Annotated in this window: 15 protein-coding genes and 2 pseudogenes; 10 read left to right on the forward strand and 7 right to left on the reverse strand. The window is 70.4% G+C overall.

Translation table 11 applies throughout. From position 1 onward, the window contains the following. Positions 1-78: 78 nt before the first annotated feature. The 3 genes from BN1555_RS32965 to BN1555_RS32975 form a co-directional block, all read right to left on the reverse strand. Positions 79-702: a class F sortase gene (locus BN1555_RS32965; protein WP_093802816.1), complete on the reverse strand. Its 624-nt coding sequence runs from the start codon at positions 700-702 to the stop codon at positions 79-81. Positions 703-705: 3 nt separating this feature from the next. Continuing rightward, positions 706-1,386 (reverse strand): DUF4142 domain-containing protein, encoded by a 681-nt coding sequence (locus BN1555_RS32970; RefSeq protein ID WP_176710210.1) that lies wholly within the window; start codon positions 1,384-1,386, stop codon positions 706-708. Between the two features lie 222 nt (positions 1,387-1,608). Next, positions 1,609-2,025 carry a MerR family transcriptional regulator gene (locus BN1555_RS32975; RefSeq protein WP_093802818.1) on the reverse strand — a complete coding sequence of 139 codons (417 nt, stop codon included), beginning with the start codon at positions 2,023-2,025 and terminating at the stop codon, positions 1,609-1,611. 65 nt (positions 2,026-2,090) lie between these two features. Between BN1555_RS32975 and BN1555_RS32980 the strand changes: the two genes are divergently transcribed. Then, positions 2,091-3,308 carry an MFS transporter gene (locus tag BN1555_RS32980; protein WP_093802819.1) on the forward strand — a complete coding sequence of 406 codons (1,218 nt, stop codon included), beginning with the start codon at positions 2,091-2,093 and terminating at the stop codon, positions 3,306-3,308. Positions 3,309-3,710: 402 nt separating this feature from the next. After that, entirely contained in the window at positions 3,711-3,872 is a 162-nt protein-coding gene (locus BN1555_RS39290) for a hypothetical protein (protein WP_176710211.1), read from the forward strand. 379 nt (positions 3,873-4,251) lie between these two features. Here the strand turns inward: BN1555_RS39290 and BN1555_RS39295 are convergent, their stop codons facing one another. Further along, entirely contained in the window at positions 4,252-4,425 is a 174-nt protein-coding gene (locus BN1555_RS39295) for a hypothetical protein (RefSeq protein ID WP_176710212.1), read from the reverse strand. A 179-nt stretch (positions 4,426-4,604) separates the two neighbouring features. Between BN1555_RS39295 and BN1555_RS32985 the strand changes: the two genes are divergently transcribed. The 3 genes from BN1555_RS32985 to efeB all read left to right on the forward strand — a co-directional run bounded on the left by BN1555_RS32985 (position 4,605) and on the right by efeB (position 8,980). Next, on the forward strand, positions 4,605-6,455 hold the full coding sequence (locus BN1555_RS32985; protein ID WP_093802820.1) for a glycoside hydrolase family 15 protein: 1,851 nt from the start codon (positions 4,605-4,607) through the stop codon (positions 6,453-6,455). 163 nt (positions 6,456-6,618) lie between these two features. Then, positions 6,619-7,203: a hypothetical protein gene (locus BN1555_RS32990; RefSeq protein WP_093802821.1), complete on the forward strand. Its 585-nt coding sequence runs from the start codon at positions 6,619-6,621 to the stop codon at positions 7,201-7,203. A gap of 526 nt (positions 7,204-7,729) precedes the next feature. Next, on the forward strand, positions 7,730-8,980 hold the full coding sequence (gene efeB / locus BN1555_RS32995) for an iron uptake transporter deferrochelatase/peroxidase subunit (protein ID WP_093802822.1): 1,251 nt from the start codon (positions 7,730-7,732) through the stop codon (positions 8,978-8,980). Between the two features lie 28 nt (positions 8,981-9,008). Here efeB and BN1555_RS33000 read toward each other — a convergent pair whose 3' ends face one another. The 3 genes from BN1555_RS33000 to BN1555_RS33005 form a co-directional block, all read right to left on the reverse strand. Continuing rightward, complete coding sequence (locus BN1555_RS33000; protein WP_093802823.1) at positions 9,009-10,178, reverse strand: type III polyketide synthase; 1,170 nt, start codon at positions 10,176-10,178, stop codon at positions 9,009-9,011. Positions 10,179-10,221: 43 nt separating this feature from the next. After that, entirely contained in the window at positions 10,222-10,374 is a 153-nt protein-coding gene (locus tag BN1555_RS39300; RefSeq protein WP_176710213.1) for a hypothetical protein, read from the reverse strand. Between the two features lie 168 nt (positions 10,375-10,542). Further along, complete coding sequence (locus BN1555_RS33005; protein ID WP_093802824.1) at positions 10,543-11,370, reverse strand: GntR family transcriptional regulator; 828 nt, start codon at positions 11,368-11,370, stop codon at positions 10,543-10,545. 192 nt (positions 11,371-11,562) lie between these two features. On the opposite strand from BN1555_RS33005, the pseudogene BN1555_RS33010 reads away from it, so the two are divergent. The 5 genes and pseudogenes from BN1555_RS33010 to BN1555_RS33030 all read left to right on the forward strand — a co-directional run bounded on the left by BN1555_RS33010 (position 11,563) and on the right by BN1555_RS33030 (position 17,587). Then, a pseudogene (locus tag BN1555_RS33010) lies at positions 11,563-12,817 on the forward strand (extracellular solute-binding protein). 25 nt (positions 12,818-12,842) lie between these two features. After that, positions 12,843-13,736, forward strand: coding sequence for a carbohydrate ABC transporter permease (locus tag BN1555_RS33015; RefSeq protein ID WP_093802825.1), 894 nt, complete (start codon positions 12,843-12,845; stop codon positions 13,734-13,736). A gap of 104 nt (positions 13,737-13,840) precedes the next feature. Next, positions 13,841-14,590 carry a carbohydrate ABC transporter permease gene (locus BN1555_RS33020; RefSeq protein ID WP_093803826.1) on the forward strand — a complete coding sequence of 250 codons (750 nt, stop codon included), beginning with the start codon at positions 13,841-13,843 and terminating at the stop codon, positions 14,588-14,590. A gap of 8 nt (positions 14,591-14,598) precedes the next feature. Then, positions 14,599-16,115, forward strand: a pseudogene (locus tag BN1555_RS33025) (beta-N-acetylhexosaminidase). Between the two features lie 95 nt (positions 16,116-16,210). Continuing rightward, the gene (locus BN1555_RS33030; protein ID WP_255306472.1) at positions 16,211-17,587 is read left to right on the forward strand and encodes a cellulose binding domain-containing protein; all 1,377 of its coding nucleotides are present in this window, start codon (positions 16,211-16,213) and stop codon (positions 17,585-17,587) included. Positions 17,588-17,776 lie beyond the last annotated feature (189 nt).

Here is a 17,776-nt window from a genome sequence, read left to right on the forward strand (position 1 = left end):
CCGGTGTCGCGCGAGGCCGGTGGCCGCGGGTTCCGTCCGCGGCCTTGTGGCCTCGCGCCCCGCGGTCGCACGCGGACGTCAACGGCGCTGCGGCGGGGAGGGCGCAGTGGCGGGCGTACCGTACAGGACCAGGTTGTCCTCGTACCGGCCGGTGGCGTGGTCGTAATCTCCGGCGCACGTGACCAGCGCCAGCCGTGGGGCGCCGCCGGAGTCGAACAGCTCACCCGGCAGGGCTTCCTGCCGATAGCTGCGGCGGGCCGTGATCCGGTAGGCGTGGGCGCGGCCGTCGGCGCCGGTGAGTACGACGCGGGCGCCCAGCTCGAACTCGTGCAGCGCCGCGAACGCTCCCGGCCCGCTTTCGCGGGTGTCGAGGTGGCCGGCGACCAGGACGGTTCCGCGGGAGGCGCCGGGGGCGGCGCCCAGAGCCCACCACCCGCCGGTGCCGGGCTCTTCGGGCAGGACCAGCGTTCCGTCGGCCGCCGCGGCGACCGGCACGAGCGCGGCCTCGAACCGTCCCGGGCCGCGAACGCTCTGGGGCGGGGACGCCGACGCGCCGTCGACTGCCGCCGCGGGGGCCCGGACCGGTGGCAGCGTGCCCGCGTCCCGCAGGCGCGGCTGCGGGCCGCTGACCAGCACCCATCCGGCTGCCATCGCACCCAGACCGCACAAGGTCAGCACGGCGGCGAACCGGCGTCCCACCATGACCTAGGAGCGCTCGGGGGAGCGGCGTCGGTCGCGTACGAACCAGAGGACCCCGCCCGCGGCGAGCAGCCCACCGCCGGCCAGACCGGCGACGCCCGCCACGGCGAGCGAGTCGTCACCGGCGGCCAGGTGCCCGCCGCTGCCGGCCCGGACCTTGCCGGCGTCCTTGCCGGCGTGGCAGACGCCTCCGCGCACCATCGCCAGGTGCATCGCCACCACGGGCCGCGCACTGCGGGCAGCGGCCTTGACCTCAGCGTTCCGCCCCACGGACAGTTCCTTGTCGATGAGCGCCAAGGTCGCCGTGTGCGCGGCCTCCTGGACCTTCAGCCAGGCCTTGTCGTAGGCGGGCGTACCGGCCTTGGCCCGCACGGCGGCCAGCTGCTTCTTCTGCTCCGGGGTCGGGGACCCCGGCAGCGTCACGTTCAGCTTGGCCGCCAGCGCCTTCACGTCCGCGTCCAGTTTGGTGTGGTCGCGTACCAGCACCGCCCCGACCTTCTTCACACACGCGGTGGTGGCGTTCTTGCGGGCGTCCTGCCCGGCGGCGATCTCCGCAAGGTTGCCCTGATGGGCCGCCTTCACGAACATGGAGTCGTCGGCGCTTACCGGTGCGGCATACGCCGACGTCATCGATATGCCGGAGAGGACCATCGCGGCCGCGGCGACAGGCACGAGTCGTCTGTACATGAAAACTGCTCCCTTCTCTCCGGTGGGGCGGCGAGCGATCGCGCCACCGCACCGGTTCCCGGAACGGGCGCCCGATACAGCGCCCAGCAGCCATCCCTCCCACGGACACGCCGAAATCCCTGCCTCGTTCCCGGGTTTCACACGAACAGCCGACACGGCCGCCCAGGGCGCGCCCCCCCGGAAACACCGCGGGCGGAAACCGCGCGTCCTCGTCCCGCCGGTTCAGACCGCGGCGGGCGCGACCTCCCGGTCGCCGGGCGCGCGGACGGTGTCCCGAGGGCTGTCACCGCGCACCGCCTCCAGGTATTCGGCCATGGCGTCCCTGTTGCGGGTCAGGCACTCGATGCGTTCGGTGAGGCGGTCGCGTTCGAGTTCCAGCGTGGCGAGCATCTCCGGTGTCGCGTCGGGGAAGTGGATGATCCGGGGCTTGTCGAGGCACGGGAGGATCTGTTTGATGACCCGGGTCGGCAGCCCGGCATCGAGCAGTCCCCTGATCTGCGCGACCCGGTCCACGAAGCGTTCGTCGTACTCGCGGTAGCCGTTGGGGGAGCGGTCGGCGGCGATCAGCCCCTGCTCCTCGTAGTAGCGCAGCAGTCGCCGGGATGTGCCGGTGCGCTCCGACAGCTCTCCGATACGCATGTGATCCACCTCACGGCTCGCCGCGTTGACCCTTACATCGATGTGAGGGTTCGAGCATACTCGGCATGCGGAACCACACGACGGAACTCACCCGCCCCGATGCCGGAACCACCCACCGAAAACTCCCGTTGCCGGCGCTGCTGGCACTGGCCACCGCCGTCTTCATCACCAGCCTGACCGAGACCCTGCCCGCGGGTCTGCTGCCCGCGATGAGCGCCGACCTGGGCGTCAGCGAATCGGCCACGGGCCAGACGGTGACGGTCTACGCCGTCGGAACCGCGCTCACGGCGATCCCCCTGACCGCGGCCACCGCGCGGTGGCCGCGCAAGCGTCTGCTGCTGACGGCGATGGCGGGATTCGCCGCCGCCAACACGGTCACCGCGGTCTCGTCCGACTACTCCCTGACCATGGCGGCCCGGTTCGTCGCCGGGGTCGCCGCGGGCCTGGCCTGGGCCCTGCTGGCCGGATACGCCCGCCGCATGGCGCCCGTACACCTGCAAGGCAGAGCGATCGCGATCGCCATGGCCGGCATCCCGGTCGCCCTGTCGCTGGGGGTGCCCGCGGGAACCTTCCTCGGCAAGGTGCTCAGTTGGCAGGCGGCGTTCCTGGCCATGACCGCGCTCACCGTCCTCCTGCTCGCGTGGATCACCGCTGCGGTTCCCGACTACCCCGGGCAGCGGCAGGACGACCGGACCCCGGTCCTGCGGACCCTGCGCATCCCCGGGGTGACACCGGTCCTGTTCGTCACCCTGGTGTTCGTACTGGCCCACACCATCCTCTACACCTTCATCGCCACGTTCCTCGACCGGCTCGGCATGGGTGACTCGACCGACCTCGTACTGCTGGTCTTCGGCGCCGCCTCCCTGGCGGGCATCTGGATCGTGGGCGCTCAGATCAACCGTCGGCCGCGGACCCTCACCCTCGCCGGCATCGTCCTGGTCGCCGTGGCCGCCGCCGTCCTGGCGGTGCTCGCCGGCAGCCCCGCCATGGTCTACCTCGCCGTGACGCTGTGGGGGCTCGGATGGGGAGGCGCCCCCACGCTGCTGCAGACCGCCGTGGGCGACGCGGGCAAAGACTCGGCCGACGCCGCGCAGGCCATGCTCGTCACGCTGTGGAACGCGGCCATGGCGGGCGGCGGAGTCGTCGGCGGACTCCTCCTCGACCGCTTCGGCCCCGCATCCTTCCCCTGGAGCGTCCTTGTGCTCCTGGGGCCGGTGCTGCTCGTGGTGGTGGCCGCCCGCACCCACGGCTTCCCCGCCGAGCGGATGAGCGCCACTTCGTGAACACCGACGCCGAACGCCCCGGTCCGGAGGGTGACGGACCGGGGCGCACCCGTCGTGAGGGGCCGCTGCCCGGGGGCGCCTTCGACGGTGACGCCGTCCCGGAAGGAGACAGATCCCACACGGAGGTGAGTGCGCGGACCGGGAAATCCCCTTCCCGGAACACGTCCGAGCCGCGTTCCGCACGCGAGTTCGTCATGCGGCGGGCGGTGTCACGCCCCACTGACACTGCCCCGGTGGGACGGGCGGGCCGGAGCCACACGACGCTCACGCCGTAAGCTGCGGGTCGCGAAGCCCGGACACGGGGCGGTCTGCTCCGGCACTCCACAGACCCCCTACACTCGTCCTCCGTTTCCCGCCGCCGCCAGAAACCGCGCACGTACCGACTTGAAGGGCCCTCATCACGTGAGTTCCACACACCATGCCGAGGCACCGATCTACGCAGGTCTCATAGAGGAGCGAGGCGACGTACCCGCCGAGGTGCGCCAGATCGCCGAGCAGACCCTGCGGGAGGTGGAGCAGGCCATGGACTTCAGCTCTGTGCGCGCGACAGCGATGCGCTGGTAGGCCGGTTTGGCACGGGCAGGGGAGCGCGCCGAAGCGAAACCGTGCCGCCGCGCTGCCCGTCGTACGCCGTTTCGTCGTGCGGGGCCGCACCCCCCGGGGGCCTCACATGGGCCGGAACGGCACTCAGCGGTCACAGGGCCGGGACATGCTCACGCAACCGACCCCACACGACCGACACCGGTCGTGGACGGCTCGCCGACGGACACCCACGTACGCATGTCACCCGGCACCGGGTGGCTCCGCTCCCGGTTGGCACCGGATCACCCCGTCGTGCGCCCCGATCCGCGCGGTTACGACACAGCCGACCGAACCCGTCACGGACGCCGGCCGGAGGGCGGCCCCTGACACGGCTGCCCGGCACCGGTCCGGCCCCCCGCGGTCAGCCCGAATCCCGCTCGTCCCCGTACGTCGGCTCGTGCGCCTTTCCGGACAGCTCCTCGGACTCGGGGACCCGGTCGGCGGAATCCCGGCTCCGGTCCTGCTCCCGGGTGTTCCGCCTCTCTTCCTCCAGCCGCTTGCGGACCTCTTCCGGCTTGTCTCCGAGCTGATTCATCACCGTCTCCTCCCGTGGGTGAGGCATGGTCCCGCGGCAAGAGTCACACAGCCCCGCCACGGCTGCACGCCGGCGGCCGGACCGTCCCGGTCTGCCGGCCGCAGCCGGCCCTGCACCGGCGCCGGTGCCGGTGCAGGGCCGGCTGATCCTGTCCGCGCTCAGTGGGTACAGGGCCAGGTATGAACGAGCGGTCGCGACTGCCCCGGGACGGGTACCTGCCAATCGAGGACCACGGTCTGATAGGAGACGGCCGCGGGTGCGCCCTGGTGGGCCGCGACGGCGCCGTCAGTTTCATGTGCGTCCCCCGTTTCGACGCTCCGCCACTGTTCTGCTCACTGCTCGACCGGCACTGCGGCGGTTCCTTCCTGATCGCACCGCAGGGGCTGAGGGAAAGCCGTCAGTACTACGTCGAGGACACCGCGGTCCTGGTGACGGAGCTGCACGCGGACACAGGAGTCGTCGAGGTCACCGATGCGTTCCTCCTCGAAGCGGGTGCGCGCCTGGAGGAGGACGCCCCCGCCGGCAGGGGGGAACTGGTCCGTCACGCGAAGGTCGTGCACGGCAGCGTCGACCTGACCGTGGCGGTACGGCCGTACGGCGGTGCCCGGTCCGGGAGCACCGCCGGGGGCTGCCGGCTGGCCTGCCCGCGTCAGTCCCTCGAGTTGTACCTGAACGCCTCCCGGCCGTTGTCCGGCCCCCAGTGCACAGTGCCTCTCGGCGAAGGGGAGGAACTCTGGGTGGGCCTGCGCTGGAACGGGCAGTGGGACCGGGCGGCCCCCTGCCCGGGTCCGCCGGCCGAAAATTGCATCACCGGCACCGTGGAAGCGTGGCGACGCTGGTCGGCGAGCATCGTGCACGACTCTCCCCGCGCCGACCTGGTACGGCGCTCGGCCATCACCCTCAAGCTCCTGGAGCACGTAGAGAACGGCGCCATCGTCGCCGCCCCCACCTCGTCGCTGCCCGAATGCATCGGAGGAGACCGGAACTGGGACTACCGCTACGCGTGGATACGCGATGCCGCGTACACGGTGTTCGCCCTGCGCCGGATCGGCCTGACCTCCGAGGCCGGCGGATTCCTCCACTGGGCGCTCACCGCCGCCCGGCGCGAAGGGCGGCTGCGCGTCCTGTACGCCGTGGACGGCCGGCCACCGCCGGTCGAAGTCATCGATGAAGAACTGGAGGGGTACCGCCGTTCCTCGCCCGTGCGCTGGGGCAACGCCGCGGCGGAACAGGTACAGCACGACGTCTACGGAGAACTCCTGGACTGTGCCTTCCAGTGGGCGGCCACCGGAAGAACGCTGAGCGACGGTCTGTGGCACCGCCTGGCCGGCCTGGCCGAACAGGCCCGCACCGCCTGGAGGGCGCCGGATCACGGCATCTGGGAGGTACGGACCCCGGGGCGCCCCTTCACGTACTCCGCGGCGATGTGCCAGGTGGCGCTCGACCGCGCGGCGCGGCTCGTCACCCGTTTGGGCCTGCCGGGTGACGCCACCACATGGGCCACGGAGGCCCGGCACCTCACCGAAACGATCATCCATGACGCGTGGGACGAGCGGATGAACTCCCTCACCGAGCACCTCGGCCGGGGAGGTGGACTGGACGCCTCACTCCTCGCCCTGCCGCTCAGACGCGTCCTGCCCGCCGACCACCCGCGCATGGTCGCCACCACACGGGCGATCGCCGAACGGCTCGGTGCGGGCGACGGCCTGCTGTACCGCTATCTCCCGCAGGACTCACCCGACGGACTCGACGAGCCGGAGGGCGCGTTCCTGCTGTGCAGCTTCTGGATGGTGGACAACCTCGCAGGCCAGGGCCGCGTCGACGAAGCCTCCGAACTTTTCGAGAAGTTGTGTTCCTACGCCAGTCCGCTCGGTCTGTTCGCCGAGCAGATCGACCCGGGCGACCTCTCCTTCCTCGGTAATTTTCCCCAGGGGCTCAGCCACGTCGGGCTCGTATCGAGCGCTGTCGTCCTCGCCCGTGCCCAGCACGGCGTACGCCCGGAACTCTCCACCCACGCATGGTTCCAGTGAGAACACCCGCTCCGGTCTGACGGGCGGTGTGCCGGACGAACGTCGTGCGCGTCGGCACGATGCGTGGGTTGTTTGCCGGTGACGTAAATCCCACGAGGTTCTGAAGAGCGACAAATGTGAGTAACATCCGCCTCCAACAGACGTGCAAGGAAAGCGAGTAGTCATGCCGGAAAGCAACCCCACTCTGCAGACCCAGTACGCCAAGCAGGTCGACACCGATCTGGAGCGCAACACGAGGGAGCAGGAACGCATCAGGTCCGAGGTGGCCACCCTGCAGGCGCAGCTCGAAGCCCTGCAGAAGGACCACGAACTGCTGGTGAGTATGCAGGCGGCCCTGGGCACTCCTCCGGTGAAGAAGGCCAAGACGGTCAAGACCGCAACGGTTCCCAGGGCGCGGCGCGCAAAGGCGGGTTCCGACAACGACAAGCGTCCCAGGAAGGCCGCGGAACCGAAGAGCGGAGCAAAGACCAACAAGAACGTGCCCCCGTTGAGGGAACTCGTCGTCGCCGTTCTCGGCAGGCACCAGGAACCGCGGTCGGCGGCCGAAGTCGCCCAGGAACTGGCACAGGAACACCCCGAACGCACGCTGAGCGTCACAGTGGTGCGCAACGCCCTCGAGGCATCGGTCGCCAAGAACCAGAGCGAACGAACCAAGCAGCAGAAGTCCGTCTACTACAGGGCCGTCAAGGACGGATCCGCTACGGAACAGCCGGCTGCCGTGCCGAGTACGGGGACCGAAGGCGCGTAACGATCCGCCACCGGCAGGACGTGAAGCGTCGCTGGAGGACAGTGTGTGACGGGACGCGGGTTACGAGAACGGGTTCCCGCACAGGCGCGGTTGTGTGCTCAGCAGCGCACGGGCCCTTTGTTGCGGTCCGGCGCGGTACGGCGAGCGGAGCGGCCGGTACCGGAGTCACGACACCATGGCCGGCCGGTGGGTCCATGACGGCCCTCCGGGCGGACTCTCGCTGAGCCGCGCCCGCTGCGCGAGGCCGCCTCCCGTACGCGTGGAGGCGGCCTCGCGGAATGTCAGGGGGCGAGCCCGGGGACCTTCGGGCGGCGTACGACCGGCCCGGGGCCGGTAGCCCAAGCGGACGACAGGCCGGCACACTCCTGCATGAATCCGCCAGCCGGCGAAGTGTTGGTCCTCCTCCTTGACCAGCGGTGTTCCAGAATCGCGCACGGATGCTGCAACCGGGCACCGGGTTTTCACGCCGGGTCGCTCCACCGGGGCAGCGAGTCAGCGGGTCGTGCGACGACAGGACGGCGGAACAATGGGACGTGACCAGGTCGATGCGCGGCGGCAGGACGACGGGCGGCGGAGGTTTCTGCGACGGGCCGCCACCGTCGCCGGTGCGGCGGCCACCGGCTTCGGAAGCCTGGAAGCGTACGCCGCGCAGCCGGCCGCGTACGGTGCCCCGGCCGCCGGGCCCTGTCGCAAGACCGTGCGCCGTTACCCGTTCCACGGCGCTCACCAGGCGGGGATCATCACTGAGCAGCAGGCCTTCGCCGGGTTCATCTCCTTCGATGTCCTGGCCGAGGACCGCAAGGAACTCACGGAGCTGTTCAAGACGCTCACCGAACAGGCCCGCATTCTCATCCGCGGCGTGAAGCCCAAGGACGTGGAAGTGGCCGCCGAACCGCAGACCCAGGACGGTCTGACCATCACACTCGGCGTCGGCGCGTCGCTCTTCGACGACCGTTTCGGTCTCACCGGCCGCCGGCCACGGCTCCTCACCCCGATGCCGGAGTTTCCCGACGACCGTCTCGACCCGGCGACCTGCCACGGTGACCTCTCGCTGCAGATCTGCGCCGAGCACCCGGACGCCGTCGTACACGTCATCCGGGAACTGGCGCGCCGGACCGACGGAAGAATGCGGCCCCGCTGGCGGGCCGACGGCTTCCACAATCCGGCGCGGCCCTCGGGTGCCTCACGCACCTTCGTCGGCTTCAAGGACGGGATCATCAACCCGGATACGGCCTCGTCCAAGGAGATGGACCGGCTCGTATGGGTGAAGCCTTCCTCCGGCGAACCGGCCTGGACCGCGGGCGGCTGCTACCAGGTGCTCCGCCTCATCCGCTTCCGCGTGGAGTCCTGGGACAGAGTGCCGACCGTGACCCAGGAGAAGATCTTCGGCCGCCGCAAGGCGTCCGGCGCTCCTCTGGACGGTCGGCGTGAGGAGGACCTGCCGGACTACGGCAAGGATCCGCACGGCAAGAAGACCCCGCTGGACTCCCACATCCGGCTCGCCAATCCGCGCACGGCCGAAACCGCCGACTCCCTCCTGCTGCGCAGGAGTTACAACTACGACGACGGATTCGACACGGACGGCAGCCTCGACCTCGGACTGGTCTTCTGCTGCTACCAGCAAGACGTCGTGCGGCAGTTCGCCACGATGCAGAAGCGGCTCGCGGGCGAGCCGCTCGCCCGGTTCGTCTCACCGACCGGCGGCGGGTACTTCTTCGCGCTGCCCGGGGTGCGCGACGCCTCCGACTGGTTCGGCTCGGCCCTGCTGAAGACCTGACCCGTCCGTGTCCTGGTGACCGGAGCTTCTACCCCACCGGCCGGGCAGTGGCGGGCGGACGAGCGGAGGCGGGGGCGTGCCGGAGCCCGGAGGGCAGCACGTCGCGTTCGGGGAAGACGGCCGTCTTGTCCGCCGTGCCGACGACGGGTGATGTCCCCGTCCAGCGGCCCAGGGCGATCTCGGCGGTGATACCGGGACCGAACCCGGCGATCAGGCCCGTACCGGAACCGGCGACCCGGTCTTCCTCGAAGAGGCGGTCGAGGGCGTCGAAGACGACGGCGCTCGCGATGTTCCCCCGGTCGGTGAGCGTCGCGCGGCTGAACCTGAAGGTCTCCGGCGGGAGGTCCAGGAAGTGGGAAAGGTCGTCCAGGATGCGCGGACCACCGGCATGGACGATGTAGAAGTCCAGGTCGGAGACGTCCCAGAGATGCTGGTCCGCGAGCGTACGCAGGGCGGGCGCGAGCATCTCCATCGTGCCCGGGACCCGTTTGTCCAGGAGGAAGTGGAAGCCGGTGTCGCGGACGCTGTAGGAGATCCAGTCCTCCGTGTCCGGGACCAGGTGCGAGCCGTTGCACTCCAGCGCCACGCCCGTGCCGCCCTCGCCGCGTACGACGGCTGCGGCGAGGGCGTCGCCGAACAGTCCGTTGGACAGCAGCGATCCCACTCCCAGGTCGGTCGGCTGGTAGCACAGCGAGCAGAACTCGCAGGCGACGATGAGCACGTTGGACTGCGGATAGGCGAGGCAGAAGTCGTGGGCCCGGTTGATCGCGGCACCGCCGGCCGCACACCCGAGCTGGGCGATGGGCAGCTGGCGGGTGTTGGAGCGGAACCCGAGCGAGTTGATCATCCATGCCGTCATCGAGGGCATCATGAACCCGGTGCACGAGACGTAGATCAGCAGATCGATGTCCCGGGCCTTCAGCTCGGCATGGTCGAGCGCGCGTTCGACCACGTCGGGGACGCGTGACTTGGCCTCCGCGGTGTACAGCAGGTTGCGCTGCTCGAATCCCGGATGGCGCAGGGTGTCGGCGATCGGCTGGACGATGTGCCGGGTGCGTACGCCGGTGTTCTCGATCAGCCGCAGCGCCAGGCCTAGTTGCTCGTGGCCGGAGTGCAGCTGCCGGGCGAGTTCCAGTGTTTCGTCGAGAGTGATGATGTGGTCAGGGACGGCGATGGCCGGCCTGCACAGGGTGGTCATGGCTGCTTTCCTCCGCGACTGCGGTCGATGGGTATCGTCGGCGTCACCGGACGACCGGGAGGGTCCGGGGGCAGCGCCGGATCGAGCCGGTGTTCCAGGCGGCCTCGTCCCCGAACGCCATGTGACGCGGTGTGCCGTGCTCCAGGCCCTTCGTATGGTCGGACGGGCAATGCCACACACCGGCGGCAGAACTCATGTGCGTACTCCAGCCCTGGTTTCACGGGAACCTGCTCATATAGACCCCGGGGCGGTCGCCGGGAAACACGCCATGCCGCCTTGTCCCTCGCACAGCCCACGCAACTGGCCCCGTTCGGGGCATGGCGGAACCCGGCCCTCCCGCGAGGACCGGCCTCCGTCGCGCCGGTCAGTACGCGTCTCCCGTCGTCGACGACGTGATGATGTCGCCGTGCGCGAAGTCGCCCGGCGGAATGCCCGGGTGGTGCCCTTCGGCACGTGGACGCGGGGCGGAAGTCCCGAGGGCGAGCCGGGAGACGATGCGGTAGCGGTCGCCGCGGTAGACCGAGTGGACGTACTCGACGGGATGGCCCGCGGTGTCGGTGGTGAGGCGCTCCACCAGCAGGGCCGGGGAGAGCACCGGAACATCGAGCACGGCGGCCTCGGCCTCGTTGACGACGGTCGGCTCGATCGACTGCACCGCCTGGTCGACGTACACCTGGTGCTGCTCCCGCAAGTGGTCGTACAGATCACCCGCCTCCAGTTCCCGCGGGCTGAGGGAGGGGACCAGTTCGGCGGGGATGTGGAGGTGCTCGATGGCCATCGGCGCCCCGTCGACCAGCCGCAGCCGGGCGATGTAGACCACCTCGGCCGCGGGAGAGACGCGCAGCTTGCGGCCGATGCGGGCGCCCGCACGGATGGTGTCGAGCTTCAGCAGTCTGCTGGACCAGGCGCCCGCCGCCCGGGGCACGGCCAGCGCGGTGTCGCCGGAGACGAGTTCCTGGGTGATCTTGGCGGGGGCGACGAACATGCCGCGGCCGTGTTCGCGTACGAGCTGCCCGGTGGCGACGAGTTCGTCCACGGCGGCGCGCAGGGTGGGGCGGGAGACGCCCAGGTCGGCGCTGAGAGCGCGCTCCGAGGGGATGGCGTCACCGGGCCGGCGCGACTCGATCAGCCCGAGGAGGAATTCCCGGACCCGCTCCCGTTTCAGTACGGCACCTGAGGAGCTGTTCTCCATGGACCTGACCTCTCTGCTCCGTCGTCGATGGCTGGTCTGGTGGTAAAGGCTAGTTCAATCGAAGGAACGCGTCATTGCTGCCTCAACAGCCTTTGATTCCATGAGGGTTGACGCACCCATTGGTCTATGCCACCTTCTAGCCACGTCGTTGTCCAGTTGGCCAACTGGTCAACTCTCTTTCGAGGTGACCCCGTGAAGATCCGCTTCATCGCCGCTGCCTCAGCTCTCGCAGCCGCTACCGCGCTCACCGCCTGCAGCACCTCGTCGTCCGGCTCCGGCGCGGCGGCCGGCCCGGCAGGCTCATCGTATGGATCATGAAGGACAGCGTCTCCGACGCGTATCTCCAGCGATTCGAGAAGGACTTCGAGCAGCGGCACGAGGACACCGACCTCGACATCCAGATACAGGAGTGGGACGGCATCGGTGAGAAGATCACCGCCGCGCTCGCGAGCAAGGACGCCCCGGACGTCATCGAGGTGGGCAACACCCAGGTCGCGCAGTACGCGCAGAGCGGCGGAGTGCTCGACCTCAGTGACAGGTCGGGGGACCTGCGGGGCGGCGACTGGCTGCCCGGTCTTGCCGAGCCGGGGAAGGTCGACGGCAAGCAGTACGGCATCCCCTGGTACGCGGCCAACCGCGTCGTGATCTACAACAAGGATCTTTTCAGGAAGGCGGGCATCACCTCCCCGCCCAAGACCCGTGACGAGTGGCTGCGGATCACCGCAGAGCTCAACCAGGGCAGGACACAGGGCATCTACCTCCCCGGGCAGAACTGGTACACCCTCGCCGGCTTCATCTGGGAGGAGGGCGGCGAGCTCGCCCAGGAGAGCGGCGGCAGCTGGAAGGGGGCGCTCGACAGCCCCGAGGCACTCAGGGGCATGGACTTCTACCAGCGGCTCCAGGCGCTGGGCAAGGGCCCGGAGGACTCCGACGAGGCCAAGCCGCCGCAGGCGGAAGTCTTCGCCAAGGGCGACGTCGCCCAGATCGTCTCGGTCCCGGCGGCGCGAAGATCGTGGAACAGGCCAACCCGGCCCTGGCGGGAAAACTCGGTTTCTTCCCGGTCCCCGGCAAGGCGGCGAGCAGGCCCGGAGCGACCTTCACCGGTGGCTCCGACCTGATCATCCCCGCCGCCTCCGCCCGCCAGGACGCGGCGTACCAGGTGGTCAAGTCGCTCACCGGGGAGAAGTGGCAGACGGATCTCGCCAGGACCATGAGCTACGTCCCCAACAGGACGTCGCTGGCCGGGGCCATCGAGGACAACGAGGGCACCGCCGCCATGGCCGCCGCGGCCGCGCGGGGACGTGCCACGCCCAACTCCCCGCAGTGGGCCGCCGTCGAGGCCACCAACCCGATCAAGCAGTACATGACCGCCGTGCTGACCGGAAGCGACCCGGAGGAGGCCGCGAAGGCCGCCTCGGACGCCATCAGCAAGACCCTCGGCCCATGAGCGGGGCCCGGCCGGGGAGGAGATCATGAGGCGTCCCGGAGCCCTGTGGCCCTACCTGCTCATCGCGCCCGCCGTCATCGGCGTCGTCCTCCTGCTCGCCTACCCCCTCGCCCGCAACCTGCTGATCTCCCTCCAGCACTACGGGATGGCGGAACTGATCCGGGGAGACGCGGGCTTCGCCGGCCTGGAGAACTATCAGGAGATCCTGCGCGACGGCGAGTTCTGGCAGGTGGTCCGCCGTACGCTGGGGTGGACCGCGGCCAACGTCGTCCTCATCATGGTGATCGGCACGGCCGTCGCGCTGATGCTCCAGGGGCTGGGCAAGCGGATGCGGACCCTGGTCCTGAGCGGACTGGTGCTCGCCTGGGCCAGCCCCGTCATCGCCACGACCACCGTCTTCCAGTGGCTCTTCTCCTCCCGCCTGGGAGTGGTCAACTGGCTGCTGGTCCGGCTCGGGTTCGACTCCTTCGAGAACTACTCCTGGCTGGCGCACGGCCCGGCGGCCTTCACCGTCCTGGTCCTGCTCGTCGTATGGCAGTCCGTGCCGTTCGCCGCCATCACCCTGCACTCCGCGCTGACCACGGTCCCCACCGAACTCTTCGAATCCGCCCGCATCGACGGCGCCGGCGGCTGGCGGATCTTCCGCTCCATCACCCTGCCCGTCCTGGCACCCGTCTTCGGCCTGGTCCTGAGCCTCGAAGTCATCTGGGTCTTCCGGTGCTTCGCCCAGATCTGGGCCGTCACCAAGGGCGGGCCCGGCGGAGCGACCACCACCCTGCCGGTCTACTCCTACCAAGTGGCGCAGTCGCTGCACCGCTACGACCTCGGAGCGGCCGCGGCGACCCTCACCGTACTCATCCTGGTCGCCGCGCTGATCCTCTACTTCCGTCAGATGTTCCGGCAGGAGGCCGAGCTGTGAGACCTGTCCCCACGTCCGCCTCCGCCTCCGCGGTACTGCGCGGACTGCCCCTGAACGCGGGCGCGCTCATCGTCTTCGCGCTCTGCGTCTTCCCCGTGTACTGGATGGTCCTCACCGCCCTCAAGCCCACCGCGGACATCCAGGCCGAGACGCCCGTGTTCCTGCCCACCGCGCTGACGCTGGAGCACTTCACCGCAGCGGTGAACGCCGACGGATTCTGGTCCTTCTGGCGCAACAGCCTCATCGTCACGGCCGGTTGTGTGCTGCTGGCCCTGGCGGTGGCCCTCGGCTCGGCCTTCGCGGTGGCCAGGCTGCGCTGGAAAGGCCGCCGCGGCTTCCTCCTGATGGTCTTCCTCGCGCAGGTCGCTCCCTGGGAGGCGCTGCTGATCCCTATGTACGTCATCGCCCGCGACACCGCCATGCTCGACAGGCTCGCCACCCTCACCCTCGTCTACTTCATGATCACCCTGCCGTTCACCATCGTGACCCTGCGCGGCTTCCTCACGGCGATCCCCGTGGAACTGGAGGAGGCCGCCCAGGTGGACGGCTGCACCCGCGCCGCCGCGTTCCGGAGAGTCACCTTCCCCCTCCTCGCGCCCGGACTGCTCGCCACCTCGCTCTTCGGCTTCATCACCGCCTGGAACGAGTTCGCCTTCGCCAACATGCTGATCATCAAGAACCAGGACGACCGCACCCTCCCGGTCTGGCTCTCCTCGTTCTCGAACGTCTTCGGCACCGACTGGGGCGCCACCATGGCCGCCTCCACACTCTTCGCCCTGCCCGTCCTCATCCTCTTCCTGGTGCTCCAGCGCCGGGTCGCCGCCGGGATGACCGGCGGCGCGGTCAAGGGATAGGAGACACCGTGTCCCTGCCGCGCCCCGGCCTCGGCCTTGTCCCGACGCCCTCGCAACTCAGCCTGACCCAGGGCTGGTTCACCTTCGACGACGCCACGGCGATCCGCGCCGCCCCGGCGCCGAACCGGCGGCCGCGCTGCTGCGCACCCTGCTGGCCCCGGCGACCGGTCTGCCGCTGCCCCTCGCCGCGGACGGCCGGGTCGTTCTCCTCCTCGACCCCGGACTCACCGGTCTCGGCACGCAGGGATACGGGCTCACCGTCGGCGGTGACGCGGTCCTGCTGCGCGCCGCCCGTCCCGAAGGGCTGCTGCACGGCGTCCAGACCGTCCGGCAGCTCCTGCCGCCCGCCGCACTGTCGGCCGAACCGGTACGCGGCACACGGTGGTCCGTACCGTGCGTACAGATCACGGACGTGCCCCGGTTCGGCTGGCGCGGCACGATGCTCGACGTGGCCCGCCACTTCCAGCCCGTTTCGTTCCTGCGGCGCTTCACCGACCTGCTGGCCCTGCACAAACTCAACGTGCTGCACCTGCACCTGACCGACGACCAGGGCTGGCGGATGCCCGTCGCCGCGTACCCCAGGCTCACCGAGGTGGGAGGGGTGCCGCACGGCGGCGCGTACACCCGCGAGGAGCTGAGCGCCCTGGTGGCGTACGCCGCCGACCGGGGAGTCGCCGTCGTACCGGAGATCGAGATGCCCGGTCACGTGCGCGCCGCCCTCGCGGCCTACCCGCACCTGGGCAACCGGCCCGAGCGGCGACTGGAGGTGTGGAACCGCTGGGGGGTGTGCGACACCGTCCTGGGCGTCCACGACGAGGTCCTCGGCTTCTGCCGCACCGTACTGGACGAAGTCATGGAAACCTTCCCCTCGCCGTACGTCCACATCGGCGGCGAGGAGTGCCCGGCCACCGAGTGGCACCACGCGCCCGCCGCCCTGGCGCGCGTCGCCGCGGAAGGACTGGCCGGGCCCGAAGCCCTGCACGGCTGGTTCATGGAGCGCATCGGCGCCTTCCTGGGCGCGCGCGGGCGCCGGCCACTGGGTTGGACCGCCACCGGGGACGACCTGCCGGACGCCTTCACGGCCCTGGCCTGGCGCGAGGGCGACCACGGACTGGCCGCCGCCCGCCGCGGCCAGGACGTGATCATGGCCCCCTACCGCTCCACGTACCTCGACTACCCGCAGTCCGCGCTCCCGGAGGAGCCGCCCGGCCAGCCCGGCGGGGTGGTCGGCCTGCGGACCGTCTACGAGACCGACCCCGCACCCGCCCACTGGGAACCGGCGGCCGCGGCCCGGGTGCTCGGCACCCAGGCCCAGCTGTGGACGGAGTACGTCGCCACTCCCGCGCACGCCGAATACCTCGCCTTCCCCCGGCTGTGCGCACTGGCCGACACCGCGTGGTCGGGCGGCCACGACTGGCCCGGGTTCCAGGCACGACTGCACCACCACAACGCCCGGCTCGACGCCCTGAAGGTGGCGGGCCGTCCCTCCACGATCCGCCTTCGTCCCGAGAGGAACATCAGGTGACCAGCATCAGCATCAGCACCAGCACAGACGGCAGCGGTACCAGCACCAGTACCAGCACGAGCAAGAGAGCGCGCGCCCCCCGGCTCCGCGCGGCCCTGGCCGCCGCCCTCGTGGCCGGCCTCGGCTGCGCCACCCTGTCGGCGGGCCCCGCCGCCGCGGCGGACGAGTCGCTGGCGGTCCAGTACCGGCAGAGCGCCACCGGGAGCGACCAGGCCGAACCCTGGTTCAAGGCCGTCAACACCGGCAGCACCCCGGTCTCCCTCAGCCAGGTCAAGATCCGGTACTACTTCAAGGCCGACGCCGGCGCCTCGTACACCTTCGCCTGCTCCTGGGCGGTCAAGGGCTGCGGGAACATCACCGGCACCTTCGGCACCCTCGCCAAGCCGACCGCCACCGCCGACCGCTACCTGGAGGTCGGCTTCACCGCCGGTGCCGGAACCCTCGCGCCCGGCGCGGACACCGGCGACATGCAGCTGCGCTTCCACCGCTCCAACTGGCAGCCGCTGAACCAGAGCGACGACTACTCCTTCGGCCCCGCCCAGACGGCGTACGGGAACTGGTCCAAGGTCACCGCCAGCGTCGGTGGCACGCCGGTGTGGGGCACGGTGCCCGAGGGCAACGACCCGGGACCGGGCCCCGACCCGACCGACCCGCCGACCGGGGGCGCCACGCTCTTCGACGACTTCGACTACACCTCGCACACCGATCCGGCGATCGGCGCCCACGGCTGGAGCGTACGGTCGAACGCGGGCGGCCCCGGGGTGCCGGGGGCGACCTGGGCGGCGCAGAACGTCACCTTCGCCAAGGAGGGGACCAACTCCATCATGAACCTGGAGACGTCGACGGCCGGCACCGCCGAGTCGACGAAGCACACCGAAGTCCTCACCAGGGCCACCAAGTTCAAGAACGGCACCTACGCGGCGCGGGTGAAGTTCTCCGACGCCCCGAAGTCGGGCCCCGACGGCGACCGTCTCGTGCAGACGTTCTTCACCATCAACGACCTCAAGGCCCCGATGGCGGACGACTACGCCGAGTACGACTTCGAGTACCTCCCCAACGGCGGCTGGGGCGAGCCGGGCAACATCCTCTACACCACCTCGTGGGAGACCTACCGGCCCGACCCCTGGGAGGCGGTCAACCAGCACTCCGAGGTCCGCACGAGCTACGCGGGCTGGCACGACCTCGTCGTCACCATCGACGACAGCAACATCACCTACTACGTCGACGGGCAGGAATTCGGTCGTCATGACGCCCGCTATCTGCCCGAGCGGCCGATGTCCATCAACTTCAACCAGTGGCTCATCGACCTCGCGGGGCAGACCGGCACCACACCGCGCGCCTACGACCAGAAGGTCGACTACGTGCTCCATGTCAAGGACCAGACGCTGACTCCGGCGCAGGTCACCGCCCGGGTCGCCGCGTTCCGGGCAGCGGGGACGGCCTTCGAGGACACGGTGCCGGGCGGCCAGTGACCGTACTCCGGCGGGCGGGCGGGCGGACGCCGGCCGTCCGTCCGCCCGCCGGGCCCGGCGGGAACTCCCGCCCGGGAGGCGGTCAGGGGGCACGCTGTGGTCGTTGCGCCGGTGGATCCGCTCGGGAGCGGCAGCAGAGGCCCGGCCGTGACCGCGGTACGGGCGTGGCTCCCCGTCCGCCGCAGAGTC

The organism is Streptomyces sp. Wb2n-11, assembly GCF_001049855.1.
In the GTDB taxonomy this organism is placed as follows: domain Bacteria; phylum Actinomycetota; class Actinomycetes; order Streptomycetales; family Streptomycetaceae; genus Streptomyces; species Streptomyces altiplanensis.

What these genes read in the sequence shown, in the direction of transcription:
- BN1555_RS32970 (WP_176710210.1), bottom strand. Translation starts at nt 1,386, where the DNA reads ATGTACAGACGACTCGTGCCTGTCGCCGCGGCCGCGATGGTCCTCTCC.
- BN1555_RS33000 (WP_093802823.1), bottom strand. Translation starts at nt 10,178, where the DNA reads ATGACCACCCTGTGCAGGCCGGCCATCGCCGTCCCTGACCACATCATC.
- BN1555_RS32980 (WP_093802819.1), top strand. Translation starts at nt 2,091, where the DNA reads ATGCGGAACCACACGACGGAACTCACCCGCCCCGATGCCGGAACCACC.
- BN1555_RS39295 (WP_176710212.1), bottom strand. Translation starts at nt 4,425, where the DNA reads ATGAATCAGCTCGGAGACAAGCCGGAAGAGGTCCGCAAGCGGCTGGAG.
- BN1555_RS32965 (WP_093802816.1), bottom strand. Translation starts at nt 702, where the DNA reads ATGGTGGGACGCCGGTTCGCCGCCGTGCTGACCTTGTGCGGTCTGGGT.
- BN1555_RS39300 (WP_176710213.1), bottom strand. Translation starts at nt 10,374, where the DNA reads ATGAGTTCTGCCGCCGGTGTGTGGCATTGCCCGTCCGACCATACGAAG.
- BN1555_RS33005 (WP_093802824.1), bottom strand. Translation starts at nt 11,370, where the DNA reads ATGGAGAACAGCTCCTCAGGTGCCGTACTGAAACGGGAGCGGGTCCGG.
- efeB (WP_093802822.1), top strand. Translation starts at nt 7,730, where the DNA reads ATGGGACGTGACCAGGTCGATGCGCGGCGGCAGGACGACGGGCGGCGG.
- BN1555_RS33015 (WP_093802825.1), top strand. Translation starts at nt 12,843, where the DNA reads ATGAGGCGTCCCGGAGCCCTGTGGCCCTACCTGCTCATCGCGCCCGCC.
- BN1555_RS33020 (WP_093803826.1), top strand. Translation starts at nt 13,841, where the DNA reads ATGGTCCTCACCGCCCTCAAGCCCACCGCGGACATCCAGGCCGAGACG.
- BN1555_RS32990 (WP_093802821.1), top strand. Translation starts at nt 6,619, where the DNA reads ATGCCGGAAAGCAACCCCACTCTGCAGACCCAGTACGCCAAGCAGGTC.
- BN1555_RS32985 (WP_093802820.1), top strand. Translation starts at nt 4,605, where the DNA reads ATGAACGAGCGGTCGCGACTGCCCCGGGACGGGTACCTGCCAATCGAG.
- BN1555_RS32975 (WP_093802818.1), bottom strand. Translation starts at nt 2,025, where the DNA reads ATGCGTATCGGAGAGCTGTCGGAGCGCACCGGCACATCCCGGCGACTG.